Raw genomic sequence first — 15751 nt, forward strand, 5'->3', positions numbered from 1 at the left:
TCCACCCTGGTGCGCCCGTCCGAACCGTCTGCCTCCATGTCCAACACCGATATCGAAATCGTCGTCGACGATCCGACTGCGCCGGAAGCTAATTCACCCGCGGTGACCAGCAATCGCGTCGTGGACGCTGTCGTGTCGCTCGTGTTGCTCGCGCTTGCCGTCACGCTCGGATGGGATAATTGGCGCACGGGCGCGGCCTGGGATGCGACCGGCCCCGAGCCGGGCTACTTCCCGTTCTACCTTTCGATCGTTCTTGGCGGCGCCAGCCTCTACGGGCTGCTTGCAGCGATCTTCTCGCGCAAGGAAGCTTCCGAGATCTTTGTGACACGGGCACAGCTTCGCCGGGTCATGGCGGTGTTCGTGCCGACGGTCTTGTTCTGTCTCGCCACGCAATTCCTTGGGCTCTATGTTGCGAGCTTCCTCTTGATCGCTGGCTTCATGCGCTTTGTCGGCAAGATCGCGGCGTGGAAGTCTCTGCTCACCGCTTTCATCTTCACCGCCGCGATGTTCGTGACGTTTGACATCGCCTTCGACGTCATCATGCCGAAGGGACCGCTCGAAGCGGCCCTTGGCTACTAATCGATCGGCGGGACTTTCAGTCATGGAAGCTTTTGGCCTGCTCCTTCACGGCTTCGTCGTTCTCCTCACCTGGAAAACGCTGTTACTGATGATGGTCGGGCTCGTGCTCGGCATTTTCGTCGGCGTACTGCCGGGGCTTGGTGGGCCGAATGGCGTGGCGATCCTGTTGCCGTTGACGTTCACGATGGACCCGACCTCGGCCATCGTGATGCTATCCTGCATCTACTGGGGGGCGCTGTTCGGCGGCGCCATTACCTCGATTCTGTTCAATATTCCCGGCGAAGCTTGGTCTGTTGCGACCACGTTTGACGGCTATCCGATGGCGCAGCAGGGCAGGGCGGCGGAAGCGCTGACGGCTGCTTTCACCTCGTCCTTCATCGGCTCGCTGGTCGCGGTGCTCCTGATCACATTCCTGGCGCCGATGATCTCGTCATTCGCGCTGAAGTTCGGGCCGCCGGAATTCTTCGCGGTCTATCTGCTGACCTTCTGCTCCTTCGTCGGCCTTGGCCGCGAGGCCAAGCACAAGACCGTCATCTCGATGTCACTTGGTCTTCTGCTTGCCGGCGTCGGCATGGACACCGTGTCCGGCCAGCTCCGCATGACCTTTGGCTCTACCGAGCTGCTCCGCGGCATCAACTTCCTGGTCGCGGTCATCGGCCTGTTCGGCATCAGCGAAATCCTGCTGACAATGGAAGAGCGTCTGGCGCTGCGCGGCCATGCTGCCGGCATCAGCCTGCGCGTGGTGCTGTCGGTCTGGAAAGATCTACCGAAATACTGGGTGACGCTGGTGCGTTCATCCTTCATCGGTTGCTGGCTTGGAATCACGCCGGGCGGCGCGATCGCCGCCTCGTTCATGGGCTACAATCTCGCCAAACGCTTTGCCAAGGATCAGGACAGTTTTGGCAAAGGGCGTATCGAGGGCGTATTTGCGCCGGAGACGGCGGCGCATGCGTCCGGCACCTCAGCGCTGCTTCCGATGCTTGCGCTCGGAATTCCCGGATCTGGAACCGCCGCCATCCTGCTCGGCGGCTTGATGGTATGGGGACTTAATCCTGGGCCGCTCTTGTTCGTCGAGCACAAGGATTTCGTTTGGGGCCTGATTGCCTCGATGTATCTCGGCAACGTCGTTGGCCTGGTCCTGGTGCTGACGACAGTGCCGATCTTCGCCTCGATCCTGCGCGTGCCGTTTGCGGCGGTTGCACCGATGATCGTGGTGTCCTGTGCGATCGGCGCTTACGCGATCCAGAATGCGATGTTCGATATCTGGCTGATGCTGGGCTTTGGCGTGGTCGGTTACGTCTTCAAGAAGATCGGCATTCCCTTGGCGCCGTTCACGCTCGCGCTTGTGCTGGGCAACCGTGCGGAGGATGCCTTCCGGCTATCGATGATCGGCTCCGGCGGCGATATGAAGGTGTTCTGGTCGAACGGGCTCGTCGGTTCGATCACGACGCTCGCAATCGTCCTGTTGTTCTGGCCCTTGATCGACATGGCGCTTAGCGGCGCCACTCGCCGGCTGCGGCCGGCGAAGGCGTAAAGCCTCACACGACTTTGCGCTGCCTGAGCTCGGCGATCTCATCCTTGCTGAAGCCGAACTCCGCCAGCACTTCGTCGGTCTGCTCGCCGAATTCCGGCGGGCGCGCCGCCATGGTGCTTGGCGTCCGTGACAGCGTCACCGGTTGGCCCACCAGTCGGATGTGGCGGTTCTCTGCGTTCGGCACGTCCTGGGCGATGCCGAGATATTTCACTTGCGCATCCTCGAACATCTGGTCGATGGAATAGATAGGGCCGCAGGGCACGCCGGCTGCGTTCAGCTCGTTGACCCAGGTCTCGGTGGACTTCTTCTGCGTCAACTCGTTGATCCTCGCATTGAGCGCGTCGCGGTTCTTGGAGCGTGCCGGCGCCGTGGCATAGTCGGGATCGGTGATGAGTTCGGGCGCCCCGATCGCCTGTGCGCAGCGTTCCCAGATGCGTCCGCCTGTCGTGGCGATGTTGATGTAACCATCCGACGTCTTGAACACGCCGGTGGGGATCGACGTCGGGTGGTTGTTCCCGGCCTGCTGCGCCACTTCCTTTTCCATCAGCCAGCGCGCGGCCTGGAAATCCAGCATAAAGATCTGCGCCTGCAACAGCGACGTTTGTACCCATTGACCCTCACCCGATACGTCGCGTTCCAGGAGCGCCGTGAGGATGCCGATCGCACAGAACAGGCCGGCGGCGAGGTCGGCAACGGGAATACCGACCCGCATTGGGCCGCCGCCGGGCGCGCCGGTCACTGACATCAATCCGCCCATGCCCTGCGCGATCTGATCGAACCCCGGGCGTTTATGGTAGGGCCCGTCCTGGCCGAAGCCGGAGATGCTGCCATAGACAATGCGCGGATTGATCTGGCGGAGACTCTCGTAGTCGATGCCGAGTTTGGCTTTGACATCAGGCCGGAAATTCTCAACCACAACGTCAGCCTGTTCGGCTAGCCGCTTGAATACTTCGAGGCCTTTCGGATCCTTGAGATTGAGCGTCATCGCGCGCTTGTTGCGGTGCAGGTTCTGGAAGTCCGAGCCATGCCGTGGGCCGCCCGGTTGCTCGCCGCCGGCGTCCTCCGTCAATGCATCGATCTTGATGACATTGGCACCCCAGTCCGCGAGCTGCCGCACACAGGTGGGGCCGGAGCGGACGCGGGTGAGGTCGAGAACTGTGAATCGGGACAGGGCTTGCGATGCATGCGGGACGGGCATTACGGGGAGCTCCGGATAGAACGGCGGCGCTACAATAGCGCCGGACAACCTCCCGGCAAGGTCTGCCTCCCGCCAGCAACGGCATGGCGGACTTGATGTTTTGAGTGGCTTGGCGGGGATCGTAAGGGAAGGCGGCCGGGATCTGTTTTGGGACACCCCGCAAGGCCGGGTGCGCTTTTCATATTCGGGTGGCTGCTCCGCGCCAGTGGCCTCTGTGGTCCATGAGAGGCCGCTAGCCGCATGTTTTGGCGCGAGGGCCAAGTATCGACATCCCATCGGGTTGCTGCTAGCCCCCCTCTGTACGCCAAAGGGGTCCCCGGACTTGATCGAAGAGCCAAACGCGCGCGGCAGAGAGAACGTCCCCGCGGGCATTTCGCCCCCGACCCGGGCACGACGGCTGCTTGCGGGTTGGTCCGCCAGCATTTTCCAGATGGTGCTCGGGATCATCCAGCAGGTCGCGCTGGTTCCTGTCTTTCTGCATTTCTGGAACGGCGAGGAGCTGGCCGCCTGGTTTGTCATCTATGCGATCGGCAATCTTGTGCTGGTTGCTGATGCCGGCCTGCAGCTTCGTGCCATCAATCGCTTCTTCTCATTCAAGTCCAGCGTTGATTGCGACGGCCGCACCACGACATTCTATGCTGCGATAATGCGGCTCTACCTCTGGCTTAGCGTCCTGCTCGTCGGTCTGGTGCTGGCAGCGGCGCTGGCTGTTTCGCCGTCCACGGTGTTCCGGTTCGAGGCGATCGAGAATTTCGATGCTGCCTTTGTGGCGATGACGGCGGGTATGCTGCTCACGCTTCCGGCGGGTCTGGTGTCGGCACTCTATCGGGCGCGGGGCCTGTACGGCCGCGCTGTCTGGTTGCAGAGCTTCGGAACGCTGATCGGACAGGTCGCGCAGTTGGTTGCTATTGTCGTGACAGCGAGCTTGTTTGCCGTCACGTTCGCCTATGTCGCGATGCAGATATTGATTGCGGTCTATCTGATCACCATCGATGCGCCGCGCTTGCATCCATTCCTGCGCAAGGCGCGGGGCAGACGTCCCATGCGCTGGATGGTCGGTCAGCTACGCAAGGCGGCGCCGTTCGGAATCGCTGGCGCGACCGAGCTGGCGCTGATGAACCTCCCGGTGCTCCTGGTCAGCGCGCTGGTAGCCGATCGCGTCGCTGTCGCACAATGGGGATTGATCCGCGTTGCGGCTGGGCTATTGCGGGCGCTCTGCCTGCAGGTAACTCTTCCGCTGGCTGCTGAACTCGGCCACGACTATGCTGTTGGTGCGACCGAACGGTTGCGCGCGCTCTACGCCCGCGGTTCGGTATTTGTGGCGGTGCTCGCCAGTGCGGTCGTGTCGGGACTGTTGCCGTTCTGGCCTGATTTCTTCGTGCTCTGGACCCGCGGCGCCATTCCCTACGATCCGTTGCTGGCAAAGACGATGCTGATCGGCACCAGCGTGGCCGCGCCGGCGATCTTGGCGTTAAGCTATGCCAATTACAGCAACCGGGCCGATCTTCTTGTACGCAGCAAGGGGCTGCAGCTCATTGTCTTTCTGGTGCTATCGCTGCTGCTGATCCCTCAACTGGGCCCGCTCGGCGCGGCGGCCGCGATCGTGGCGAGCGATCTCCTGGTTCAGTTCGGTCTCTTGACGCTTGTCATCATGCGTCAAACGCTCATGCATCCGTTCCGTCACCTGGCGTTTCTGGCGGGGGTAATGGGTGCGACGATAATCGCAGGCTGGGGGTTGGGAATTATGATCCGCTCCATGATATCCTGGACCGGCATGCAGGGCTTCTTCGCGGAATGTGCGATCTGGCTGGTGGTTGCAGGAGTGGCGGCGATCCCGTTGCTGATCGGAAATATCCGCGAAAAGATAATCGCGACGATCCCCCGATAGGATCGTCCGCGGTCCTCAATAGATCCGAGGGTAGCGGCGGTACCGCAGTCTCAGAAGGTGCTGCGCGAACTCGCGATGTCCGTCGTCAATCTGGCGCGCAAAATATTCGAGCCTCTCTTTGCCCGCGGTGGCGAGCCGGGCACGTTCCTCGGGTAGGCTGGCCTTGACGATGGCTTCCGCCAGCGAAGCGGGATTGTCGTAGTCGAACAGGATGGCGGCATCGCCGGCTTGCGCCTTGAAGGCTTCGGGATAGATCACGGGCGTACCGACCGACCAGGCTTCGAGCGGCGGCAGATTGGTCGGACCGAAGTAGCTTGCCATCACCAGCGCCGCTGCGTTGCGATAGAGCGGGCCGAGTTCGATAGAGGGAACAAAGCCGAGGATACGCACGCGGTCGCCAAGGCCGAGTTGCGCGGCTAAGGCTTCGATTGCGCTACGCGAACCGCGATCCGATCCACATAGCACCAGCGTTGTCTGTACCCCGTGCTTCTGCAGCAAACTCATCGCCAGCAGGATGGTTGCGTGATTTTTATGAGACCAGAACTGGGCGGGGTAGAAGAGATAGCCGGGCTCAAGCCCGTACTTGCGCAAGATCGCGCCGTCCGCATCCGTTTGCTCGCCAGCCTCACTCGACCGTGTCACATAAGGCGATGGCGAAAACGGGATACAAACCGCACGATCCTGTTCCATCGCATAACGACGGCATAGCGCGTCAATTACCTCCTCGGCGTTGGCGACGACCAAAGCTGCCTTGGTGCTGGCGCTGCGAAAGACGATTTCGCGGCGTTCGAACTCGGCGAATTCGCGCGCCTCGTCGAATTCCGGCGAATCGCGGTGGCAACCGTCGAATATCGTGACGATGAAGGGCAGCTTGTAGAGCACGAGTTGCCAGTTCGACGTCGTCAGGAAATAGACGATGTCGACATGCTCCCGGATCAGCCGCTTTTCAAAGGGCGGACACAGACGCAACGCGTACTGCAGGAGGTCGAACCATCCGCAGTATTTCAGGAACAGGAACAACCGGTCGAACCAGCCAATCCGCAACAGCTTGGCCTCGATGCCGAGTTCAGCCAGGATGGCGATATTGTTCGGCTGAGTAGTGAAGACGGTCACACCAATGTCGGCCGTCTTCGCCCAGCCGCGCAGCCATGTGATATCGCTAAGCCCTTGCTGGAAGCCGCCGCCAACCTCGAGCGGCAACTCCAGCACGACGCCAACGTGAAACTGCCTCACGGTTGAACCGTCTTTTTTCTGGCGATGGAATAAGCCGCCCAGTCTCGCGAGTTCGGCGGGCTGGTCGTCGACAGCCACGCATAGTGACCGATTGGTTCGAAACCGGTCGCGCCGAGAAGCGCCTCGACCTCGAACGGAAACCAGTAGCGGAGGTGGTGTGCTTCGTCGATCCGATGGATCGTCGATGTGGTGAACACGGTCACGTCTATACCGGCTGTTTTTGCCGAGCCGCGCAGCCACGTGATGTCGCTAAGCCCTTGCTGGAAGCCGCCGTCGACCTCGAGCGGCAACTCCAGCACGACGCCAACGTGAAACTGCTTCACGGTTGAACCGTCTTTTTTCTGGCGATGGAATAGGCCGCCCAGTCCCGCGAGTTCGGCGGGCTGGTCGTCGACAACCACGCGTAGTGACCGACTGGCTCGAAGCCGGTCGCATCGAGAAGCGCCTCGACCTCGAACGGAAACCAGTAGCGGAGGTGGTGTGCTTCGTCGATCCGATGGATCGTCGATTGCGCAACGTCCTCGCAAAACAGCGTATAGTTCACCTGAACGGTCGCGCTGGCCTCATTGTGGTTGGATTGCGCGATCCGGGTGACGCGCAGTGGCGGGCGCTCTACGACCTTGATACGGGTTTCAACGCCTTGCGCGAGCACTGCGCCGCCATACCAATAGTCGAACAGGAGAATGCCGCCCGGCTTGAGCGCAATAGCTGCACTCGCCAGCATATTCTGAAGTCTCGCCCGGCTGGTCTGGTAGCTCGCCACATGGAACAGGGCGACCGCGGCGTCGAAATCGCGCTCCGGACCGGATTCACAGACGTCGCCCTGCCGGAATCGAACGCGTTCCGAGCCGTCGCTCGTGCGCGCCTCGGCCCGGCGGATCATGTCTGCGCTGATGTCGACACCGGTGACGGTCCATCCGCTGCGCGCGAACTCATGGGCGTATACGCCGGTGCCACAACCTAGATCGAGCAACGTGCCGGGCGTCGCGCCATGGTGACGGAGCTGCGCGTCCACAAAGGATGCTTCCGCGGCATAATCCTTGTCCTGGTAAAGGAGGTCGTACCACGGCGCGTAGCGTTCGAAGGCGCTCAAGCGAGGATCTCCTTTAATGCGTGTGCGGATCGCACGATCTGGTCGTCCGTCAAGGCAAGGCCGCTCGGGAGATAGAAGCCGCGGCGCGCGATCCGCTCCGCGTGAGGATGCGAGGCGCGCGCGAACAGGCCGGCCCTGCGCAGGACGGGTTGTTCGTGCATGCACCAAAAGAAGGGGCGGGTGCCGATACCCTTGCCGGCAAGCCGCCGCATCGCTTCCTTGGCGTCGAACTCGACCTCGTCTTTCAGGACGACGCCGTACACCCAATAGATGTTGTCAGCGTAATTGGTCCGCGGGACAGGGCGCTGGATCAGATCGAGCCCTTCCAGGAGCTCGTCATAGCGCCGGCCGATTCGGCGCTTGATGTCGATCATCTCGCCAAGCCGCTCGGTCTGGGCGACGCCGAGTGCGGCCTGCAAGTTGGTCATGCGCGCGTTCCATCCAAGCTCATCATGGACAAAGCGCTGCTCAGGCTTGAAACAGAGATTGCGGAGGCTGCGCAGCCGGTCGGCGAGCTGCGCATCATCGGTCAGGATCATGCCGCCTTCGCCCGTCGTGACGTGCTTGTTCGGATAGAAGCTGAACGTGCTCACGTCTCCAAAACTGCCGCAGGACCGGCCGCGGTAGGTCTGGCCGTGCATCTCGGCAGCGTCCTCGATCACGCGAAGGTCATGCTTGCGCGCCAGCTCCAGGATCGGGTCGAGATCGACTGGCAGGCCGTAGATATGCACCACCATGATCGCGCTGGTCTTTGGCGTGATCGCTGCTTCCACTGCGTCCGCGGTCATATTCCATGTGTTCGGATCACAATCGACCACGACGGGAACAAGTCCGGCGCGGATCACTGCGGATGCGCAGCTGATGATTGTAAACGTCGGGATGATGACTTCGCTACCCGGCTCGAGCGAAAGCGCGTGAACGGCAATATCGAGCGCAACGGATCCGTTGGTGACGGCAACGCCGTGACGGCGTCCCGCGATCTCGGCCATGGTCGACTCAAAGCGCGGAATGAACGGACCTTCGGAGGATATCCATCCGGTGCGAACGCACTCGGCCAGATACTCAGCTTCGTTTCCGTTGAGGAGCGGCGTGTTGACTGGAACGAAATCCTGCGTCACGCAACCGGACCCTTGATCCGCCTCACAGCCGCTGGCGCCTCGGGGAAGCGCGTCTTGTCGCCTTCGCCCGCGTAGGGGCCCTGCTTGATTTCAATCATCTCGAGCGGTTCCAGCACCTCGAATCCGTGCGCACCGCTGCACAGAAGAATGATGTCCCCGGCCGAGAGCACGCGGCTCTCCAGATATTCTTCGCTCTCGGTGTAGAAGTCGACCTGCAGCTTGCCTTTCTGGATCACCAGCACTTCCTGGGTGTAGTGAACCTCGCGCGTCACCTTGTTGTGCCGATGCGGCGCAATGCTCTTGCCCTTGGGGTGGCTCATATAGGCAAGCTGCTGCGACAATTCGGGCGTGGAGAAAAACGTGATTCCCGGTTCCCGAAACGAGGCGCGAACGATGATCGCGTAGAGCTGATCGTTAAAGCGACAGTGTTCGACGCTATCCATCGGTTGACCAAAAAGGTGAGTAAAATCAACCGCAAAGCGGCTATTTTGAGGGCAATGTGGCTGCTTTGCCCCCCGGCGTCAAGGAAATATTCCGTCCATCCCGTCGCGCCGGAGTGGTCACGAATTTTCGACGGCGGCCAGGATTGCGCGGATTCGTTCGCGGTAATTATGCGCCTTCAGCGTGCGGCGCTGACCGGCAGCAGCAATTTCCTTTCGTGCCGCATTGTCCGCGAGATATTGTTCAATCTTTTCGAGGCAGTCGTCGATCGAGCGCCACGCCACGACTTCGTGGTCAAGATCGAACAGCGTGTGCAGATTGTCCTTGAAGTCGGTGAGCAGAAACGTGCCGACGCCGGTCGCTTCGAATAGCCGCACATTTCCGGCCTCCTGGCCGGCCATGTCGATGTGGGAGTTCAGCGTGATGCGAGATCGCCGTAGCGCCTGATACATCTCCGCGCCCCAGGCCTCGCCCTGAAAGCAGCGATGCAGGGGAGAGGAGGCGGGGAGGCCCGGCGCGATGTTGCCGAACAACTTGAGATCGTAACGCGCGGCAACTGCCTCCAATAGCGCGATTCGCTGCCGATGATCGGCCGAGACGGTGCCGACGAAGGAGATGTCGATGTCCAGTGCCGGTGCGGGAGGTAACGCATCGTTTACGGTGGGCTCGAAGGCGAGGTGGCTCACTTCGGCACGGACGCCGTGGCCTCGGAAGAACTCGACCGTGGCTGTCAGTTGCGAGATCAAGAGGTCATAGACCCGCCAATCCTCGCCGTGGGTCGGTGAAATCCCGATCTGGCCAACGAGTTTAGGCTTGCCGATTCCCTTGATGCGCCGCATCAGCGCAGTATCGATGTGAAACGTGTCTTGGTTCAGCACCAGATCCGGCCTGAAATCCTCGATTTGGGCGAGCAGGATTTTTTCCGCCTGCGCATCGAGCTTGGGGCTGAGCCCAATTTTCCGGGCGAACGGCCGCAACATCGGCTTGAACGGCGCGACCGCTTGCAATAGCCACGCAGGAAGTCGGTTGCTGGCGCCCATGGCCGGCTCGGTGACTGCCACGGCCATGCCGTGCTCCCGCGCCCAGGCTGCCTGCATCCAGGAGTTGTTGACGTGGATTTCCGCCGCGGAATGACCCCAGCCGTTGAAATTCCTCGAGTAGAAGTCGGCGACCCCGAATAGGCTGGCATTGCGCGCCGCCATTTGCGCGGCGTAGGGTCTATTCTCAAGATCGGGCTGCTTGCGATAGAGCCAAGCGAGGAAGCGCGGATAATCCGCATTGAGGACGAGTATCCGCATGGTTTCTCAGATTCGCGATCTCTAGCTGTATCTCTGCCAAACTTCTAAGCGCGGTCTTGCCGTTTGCCTAACCACGCATGGGTCATTATACGCCGACCTCAAGTGATAACTCTCGCTTGGCCGCGTTCTTGCCTGCTTATAGCGATGACTGCGCCTGCGAGCTAATGGCTAACCACATTTGGCAGCTTCATTCAGCGCCCGGCAGACAAGCTGAGAGCTCTATCCGCATCAGCCCTGCGCGGCAGCGAACTGCCGCCAGCTTTCATTTTGGCGGCCAAGCCTTCGATGGGACCGCTTCTACAATTAGAGAATTGACGGCTCGGCGAAACCGCTCACGTTCGGCAGATTCGCGAGAAAGTTGGAGCCGAGTCTGTTGAACAACCTGGCGGCTGCAGATACCGTGCGCGAAAAATACCGGGGCGACGATGGACTGGTACTATTGTGCTTACGCCGAGTTCGGGATAGTGATGGCTGCCTAACCCAAGGTTGTAGGCCCGCTGCTTTGTCATGTTTTTGGAAATTTCATTGAATTGGCCGATTCTGTGGCTTGCCGACCGCAACGGTCCGACTCGAGCACGGAACTCGCGGTGAAAAGGCCGGAGCCTTTCGAGGCTGTCTTCGGCAAAGTTCGCAGGGGCCGCAAGTAGCGTTCTGTAGCTAACTGGATGGTTATGCTTGATGAGAAATCCACACCGGCAATTGCCTCTCGGCCAATTGTACTGGTAACGGGAGCAAATGGTTTCGTCGGCCGTCACCTAACCCCTGTACTGTCACGAGCAGGCTGGACGGTTCGGCGTGCCGTCCGAAGTTCCAGGTCATCCATTGATGATGAAGTCGTTGTTGGATCGATCGGACCTTCGACCGACTGGTCGGAGGCGCTGACCGGAGTACAGGCCGTGGTTCATCTGGCGGCGCGCGTACACCAGGTCAACGAAGAGAGCGCGATAGACGTTTACCGAACGATCAATGTTGAAGGTACGTTACAGCTCGCTCGATCTGCTGCAAAGGCAGGTGTCAAGCGGTTTGTCTTTGTAAGTACCATGCTGGTTCATGGGAGTTGCACCGATGAACGCGCTCCGTTTCGAGAAACTGATGAACTCGCACCGCGGGGGGTCTACGGGGTCTCAAAAGCAGAGGCTGAGCTTGGATTGAAGCAATTGTCTTCGGATTTGCCGATGAGCCTCACCGTCGTCCGGCCGCCACTAGTCTACGGACCAGGGGCTTTGGGCAATTTCCATCTCTTGGTCAAAGCGGTCCGCTCGGGAACTCCACTCCCGTTCGGCGCGGTTCATAATCGACGTGCCTTCGTGGGTGTGCAGAATTTGGCCTCCTTCATCGCAAACAGGCTTACGCGCAACGAAAAGCCTTTCGATGTATTTTTGGTGGCCGACAAAGAGCAGGTCTCAACACCGGAATTCATTTTTAGGCTGGCACGGGCGATGGACAGAAAGGCGCGGCTTTTTCCAGCTCCGCGCAAAGCGCTGGAACTCCTGCTGCGCGCAAGTGGCAGGCCTCGAATCCGTGACAGCCTGATTGGCGGCCTGGAAGTTGATCTATCAAAGCTAACAGCGACCGACTGGCAGCAAGAGCTTACTATGGACGAAGGGCTTTCCATTGCGGTTCGAACAGCCGACGTGTGAGCAGGAATAACTGCGCCATCAGCAGCGCTGCCGGGCGTAAGGATTAAGTGGCGTGGACACTGATCGCATCGATAAGGTTGCAGCAAAAGTGACGACGGTGGGGTAATTTTGGGCGTTTTTTTGAAGTGGGTGGCGACGCGGCGGAGCTGCTTGAGTTTTGAGAAGCTACATTCCATCAGTTGGCGCTTGGCTTAGAGATGTTTGTCGAGTGAAATATATGACCGCGCGTAACGGGTTGTTGGGTGTAACAGCGGGCGCGCCTTTGGCAGACATGGCTTGGCGCTGGTGATCGGCGTCATAGGCTGTGTCGGCCATGACGACCTCGGCGGGTAATCCCTCAATCAACGCGGCAGCACGGGGTGCATCACCCTTCTGTCCTGCGGTGAGCGTGAACCGCACCGGACCGCCCAAATCGAGAACGGCCAAGTGTGTCTTGGTGCGCCTGGGCTTTGTCCAACGGATACAATCCGAAAGAGATCGCAGGCATTCGCTAGGTTGCGGGCCGTAAACCAACAAAAAGGAGAGCGAAATGACCGATCGATTTGGCAGCTACGCGACCCGATTGAGTTGCAGGACGATTCGCGCGCGCCTATTCCGCCAAAATGCTTCTGTGGTCTTGCTGCTAATTCCGGTAAAGAAGGGTCTCCCAGAGATTGGGGCAACTATGGATTTAGAGCCGGACACTATGGGATTGATCGTCAATTTGACCGCCCTTATTGTCTTTGTATCCTTCATCCTTCGCGTTCGGTGGAAAAAGCAAAGTGATTAACACCAGCTGGTTCATCGGCGCTGCTTTGAGCGCTCTGATCAGTGCTAACGCTATTTTCGTCATCGTCTATGGTAGCATTGGTACTGCCGGTAATGCGTTTTTTAGCGGTGCGGTGTTCTCACTTTCAATCGCTGTTATATTTTTCCTGAGCTTTCGGCGAATCGTCGTTATGCCCGCCGACTACTTATTCGGCGCCTTCCTGTTGGTGATCGCTGCCTCGATGGCTGTGAACGGGCGGACCAGTAGCCCCAAAGAATACGCTCTGTTGTTGTTGGTGCTAGCGACCTATCCGGCCTTTCGCATGATTCCTTTTTCAAGGGTCGAAGAGGTTCGTAACGATTTCGTATGGTTTGTAAGCGCCATCGTCGTTGTCGGCACGATACTGACCGGCTATAGCCTAGCTACCGGCTCCAGATACAGCGCGGGTGGCCATCCCTTCGTGATCGGATTTGCCGATGCACCGACCCAATTCTTTTCCGCGATGTGCTTCGTGGTGGTTGCGCTGACAAGTAGGCGATTAACATTGCGTAGCACTTTTTGCATCTGTGCTTTGATCTTCGTGCCGCTAACCATATTCTCGGCATCCATGGTGCGAGCTTTGTTCATTGCGCTGGTAGGCAGTCTAATTTTGGTGGCCATTCTTTCGACGTCCAAACAGCGAGCCTATGTGGTCGCGGTTATACTGACCGTTTGCGCCGCGGTCTTAACCGCTCCGCCGGTTCAATTAACAATCGCGGCGAAATCTACTGCAGCCGTCGTTGAAGGAGCAGGTGGAGGTGATACCAACCAGAACATGACGGCTAGCTGTAATTTAGATGTCAACAAAGCGGATTCGATTGCCGTCCGCAAAATATTGCTGGCTGACAGTTTATACTTTGCGCAGCGTTCCGGCCCCATCGGATTTGGGCTCGATAGCTTTCCTAAACTTGAGTGTATTGACATTTTCCAGGTCCACAATTCTTTTCTGCAAGCAGCGGTAGAGTTTGGTTGGCTTGGCGGTGTCATCTTATCGGCTCTGGTTGCGGTCGCCGGGTTGCCGCTATTGCGGCTAGCATGCAGAGACGAAAGCGCGCGGTTTGTGGTGTGTAGCTTTGCGTTGGCGGTTGCAATCGCCATGGTACACGGCAGAATAAGCCGTGACTTCGCCTTGTTCGCCTTTATGGGGTGGGCGGTCAATATCAAGGAGCATTACCGATCAAGTTCTAGCCAAGGCCCGCTAGGGGGCAAATGTCATGAGATCGGCTAGCTGCGTTCGCAGCGCTATTATTGCTGCATCTGATGCTGACGGTACTGTCGATCAATTGGGCTGCAGCTAATTTCCTAATTCAGATCACCGGCTTTACAATGCGTGGCAGTCACATTGCAGGCCGGGCAGCGCGTGCCGGCGCCACCGCACGAGCAGGCATCGCCTTCTGATGGAGGGTCAGGGTGGTCCTCGCAGCGCGTGCATTTCAAGGCGAACAACTCCGTACCCTACGGCGTGATCTTCGCATTGGTGCCGCGCTCGTGCATCCAGAGCTATTCGCCGAACATTGGTAGGAGTGCTTCGGTTGCATCCGATCCGAAAGATCCGCCACATGCACACAGCGATACTTTGGTACGGAACTTGATCGGAGGAATCTCCGCGATAGCTCGAACAAGACAATAGGCGGATCGTCGCGGCTTAACGGACTAAATTGGGTTCACTTCGTCCTAGAACATCGAAATAGATACTCTTCACACGGCGCATGAATGTCTTTTGGTCGTAGAGGTCTTTGGCGCGCCTCCTTCCTGACTGGCCTAACCGTGAAGCGAGCGAGGGATCTCGGAGGACTTCAGTTAGCGCTGAAGCCAGCGCGCTGGGATCATTCGGCGCAATTGTCAGGGCTTCTAAATTGTGTCTTGCGATATGCGGCACCGCGGTAGGCAAGGTCGTATTTATAATAGCTAATCCGGCTGCCATCGCTTGCAACTGAACCAGCCCGAAGGCTTCGGCCTGCGTTACCGAAGGGAACGCGAGAACTTGCGCGGCATGCAAGTATGACTTTACTTCGCTGTCACTAATGGTTCCGAGAAACGTGACACGATCAGAAACCCCGGAGTTAGCGGCCATCTTTTCGAGCTCGCTTCGAAGGGCTCCTTCTCCGATGAGCACCAATTGTCCCTCGACCGCCTTGAGGGCCTCAATCAGTACAGCAAATCCTTTGTAGGGAACCAACCGCCCCAGAGCGAGGATCAATCTGGGGTACTTCCGTCTCAACTCGTCCGCCTTTGTTTTCTCCTGAGATGAGCAGCATGACCAATAGTCGATGTCGATACCGTAGGGCGCAACGACGCATTTTGCTCTGAACGGCTGGAGAAAGCGAGAATTGTCTATTGATGACTGATCGGCAACGATAATCCGATCCGCGCGATCCAAGGTCCGGGTGATTGCGGGAGCGAGAAGCATTAGCAGCTGAGGATAGGTTGTGATGTCAGCGTGCCAAAACACGACGAGGCCTACACGGCTCGAAAGTCGCGAAATTGCAAGATCGGCGAGCGGAAACGGTGCATGGTGAACCACGATATCGAAATCGAGTGCGCGACGACGAAGGGCAAAAGGATAGCTCGGCGCTAAAGGCGTCGAAAACAATGTGCCCAGGGATCCCACAGCCTCTACGGGCGTGCCATCGATGGTCTCGCGCCGAAAGCGGCCGCGCGTACGGGCGACGAGCACGCGATTGTCAATCGACTCTCTGGACTCGCGACTTAGAACCGAGATTACGGAGGGCACTCCGCCCTCAAGGTCGCCGCGATATACCTTGTAGGTGTGGAGAATTTTGAGCGGCTCAATCGTCATTGGTCCGAGCTGTGGTACATATGCTGTGGACCTAGCAAACTGAGGGTACGGTCGGTCGTAAACAGACGCGGCTGTCCTTCCCGATCTTCACGCCAGAGGAATGGAGGTCTTTTCTACGAATTCCTGTCTATTTTATACGTAA

Annotated in this window: 13 protein-coding genes and 1 pseudogene; 6 read left to right on the top strand and 8 right to left on the bottom strand. The window is 59.0% G+C overall.

The genetic code is table 11. From position 1 onward, the window contains the following. Positions 1-36 precede the first annotated feature (36 nt). Together AC5ZGW_RS21740 and AC5ZGW_RS21745 are read left to right on the top strand one after the other, a co-directional pair. Positions 37-579, top strand: coding sequence for a tripartite tricarboxylate transporter TctB family protein (locus AC5ZGW_RS21740; RefSeq protein ID WP_130223586.1), 543 nt, complete (start codon positions 37-39; stop codon positions 577-579). A 22-nt stretch (positions 580-601) separates the two neighbouring features. Further along, positions 602-2113, top strand: coding sequence for a tripartite tricarboxylate transporter permease (locus tag AC5ZGW_RS21745; protein WP_130223584.1), 1512 nt, complete (start codon positions 602-604; stop codon positions 2111-2113). A 4-nt stretch (positions 2114-2117) separates the two neighbouring features. Here AC5ZGW_RS21745 and AC5ZGW_RS21750 read toward each other — a convergent pair whose 3' ends face one another. After that, positions 2118-3311 (bottom strand): CaiB/BaiF CoA transferase family protein, encoded by a 1194-nt coding sequence (locus AC5ZGW_RS21750; RefSeq protein WP_130223582.1) that lies wholly within the window; start codon positions 3309-3311, stop codon positions 2118-2120. Positions 3312-3633: 322 nt separating this feature from the next. Here AC5ZGW_RS21750 and AC5ZGW_RS21755 point away from each other — a divergent pair, with 322 nt between their 5' ends. After that, complete coding sequence (locus AC5ZGW_RS21755) at positions 3634-5199, top strand: MATE family efflux transporter (protein WP_130223580.1); 1566 nt, start codon at positions 3634-3636, stop codon at positions 5197-5199. Positions 5200-5214: 15 nt separating this feature from the next. Here AC5ZGW_RS21755 and AC5ZGW_RS21760 read toward each other — a convergent pair whose 3' ends face one another. The 5 genes from AC5ZGW_RS21760 to AC5ZGW_RS21780 all read right to left on the bottom strand — a co-directional run bounded on the left by AC5ZGW_RS21760 (position 5215) and on the right by AC5ZGW_RS21780 (position 10382). Next, the gene (locus tag AC5ZGW_RS21760) at positions 5215-6672 is read right to left on the bottom strand and encodes a glycosyltransferase (protein WP_245474540.1); all 1458 of its coding nucleotides are present in this window, start codon (positions 6670-6672) and stop codon (positions 5215-5217) included. Between the two features lie 79 nt (positions 6673-6751). Then, a complete protein-coding gene (locus AC5ZGW_RS21765) occupies positions 6752-7525 on the bottom strand; it encodes a class I SAM-dependent DNA methyltransferase (RefSeq protein WP_130223578.1) in 774 nt (257 codons plus the stop codon). Next, positions 7522-8643, bottom strand: coding sequence for a DegT/DnrJ/EryC1/StrS family aminotransferase (locus tag AC5ZGW_RS21770; RefSeq protein ID WP_130223576.1), 1122 nt, complete (start codon positions 8641-8643; stop codon positions 7522-7524). The genes AC5ZGW_RS21765 and AC5ZGW_RS21770 overlap by 4 nt, the downstream gene beginning before the upstream one ends. Beyond that, positions 8640-9086, bottom strand: coding sequence for a cupin domain-containing protein (locus AC5ZGW_RS21775; RefSeq protein WP_130223574.1), 447 nt, complete (start codon positions 9084-9086; stop codon positions 8640-8642). The genes AC5ZGW_RS21770 and AC5ZGW_RS21775 overlap by 4 nt, the downstream gene beginning before the upstream one ends. A 117-nt stretch (positions 9087-9203) precedes the next feature. Continuing rightward, positions 9204-10382 (bottom strand): CgeB family protein, encoded by a 1179-nt coding sequence (locus AC5ZGW_RS21780; RefSeq protein ID WP_130223572.1) that lies wholly within the window; start codon positions 10380-10382, stop codon positions 9204-9206. A gap of 671 nt (positions 10383-11053) precedes the next feature. On the opposite strand from AC5ZGW_RS21780, the gene AC5ZGW_RS21785 reads away from it, so the two are divergent. Further along, the gene (locus AC5ZGW_RS21785; protein ID WP_130223570.1) at positions 11054-12022 is read left to right on the top strand and encodes an NAD-dependent epimerase/dehydratase family protein; all 969 of its coding nucleotides are present in this window, start codon (positions 11054-11056) and stop codon (positions 12020-12022) included. An 18-nt stretch (positions 12023-12040) separates the two neighbouring features. Here the strand turns inward: AC5ZGW_RS21785 and AC5ZGW_RS21790 are convergent. Further along, positions 12041-12460, bottom strand: a pseudogene (locus AC5ZGW_RS21790) (transposase); the annotation flags it as partial. A gap of 91 nt (positions 12461-12551) precedes the next feature. On the opposite strand from AC5ZGW_RS21790, the gene AC5ZGW_RS21795 reads away from it, so the two are divergent. Both AC5ZGW_RS21795 and AC5ZGW_RS21800 read left to right on the top strand, forming a co-directional pair. Then, positions 12552-12791 carry a hypothetical protein gene (locus tag AC5ZGW_RS21795; RefSeq protein ID WP_130223568.1) on the top strand — a complete coding sequence of 80 codons (240 nt, stop codon included), beginning with the start codon at positions 12552-12554 and terminating at the stop codon, positions 12789-12791. Continuing rightward, positions 12784-14037, top strand: a complete 1254-nt coding sequence (locus AC5ZGW_RS21800) for an O-antigen ligase family protein (protein WP_130223566.1) — start codon at positions 12784-12786, stop codon at positions 14035-14037. The genes AC5ZGW_RS21795 and AC5ZGW_RS21800 overlap by 8 nt, the downstream gene beginning before the upstream one ends. A 417-nt stretch (positions 14038-14454) precedes the next feature. On the opposite strand, the gene AC5ZGW_RS21805 is transcribed toward AC5ZGW_RS21800, so the two are convergent. Continuing rightward, the gene (locus AC5ZGW_RS21805; protein WP_130223564.1) at positions 14455-15609 is read right to left on the bottom strand and encodes a glycosyltransferase; all 1155 of its coding nucleotides are present in this window, start codon (positions 15607-15609) and stop codon (positions 14455-14457) included. Between the last annotated feature and the right edge of the window lie 142 nt (positions 15610-15751).

It is taken from the genome of Bradyrhizobium sp. Crot121 (assembly GCF_059512385.1).

Coding starts and splice junctions, on each gene's coding strand:
- AC5ZGW_RS21780 (WP_130223572.1), bottom strand. CDS start 10,382: ATGCGGATACTCGTCCTCAATGCGGATTATCCGCGCTTCCTCGCTTGG.
- AC5ZGW_RS21745 (WP_130223584.1), top strand. CDS start 602: ATGGAAGCTTTTGGCCTGCTCCTTCACGGCTTCGTCGTTCTCCTCACC.
- AC5ZGW_RS21805 (WP_130223564.1), bottom strand. CDS start 15,609: ATGACGATTGAGCCGCTCAAAATTCTCCACACCTACAAGGTATATCGC.
- AC5ZGW_RS21795 (WP_130223568.1), top strand. CDS start 12,552: ATGACCGATCGATTTGGCAGCTACGCGACCCGATTGAGTTGCAGGACG.
- AC5ZGW_RS21775 (WP_130223574.1), bottom strand. CDS start 9,086: ATGGATAGCGTCGAACACTGTCGCTTTAACGATCAGCTCTACGCGATC.
- AC5ZGW_RS21740 (WP_130223586.1), top strand. CDS start 37: ATGTCCAACACCGATATCGAAATCGTCGTCGACGATCCGACTGCGCCG.
- AC5ZGW_RS21750 (WP_130223582.1), bottom strand. CDS start 3,311: ATGCCCGTCCCGCATGCATCGCAAGCCCTGTCCCGATTCACAGTTCTC.
- AC5ZGW_RS21785 (WP_130223570.1), top strand. CDS start 11,054: ATGCTTGATGAGAAATCCACACCGGCAATTGCCTCTCGGCCAATTGTA.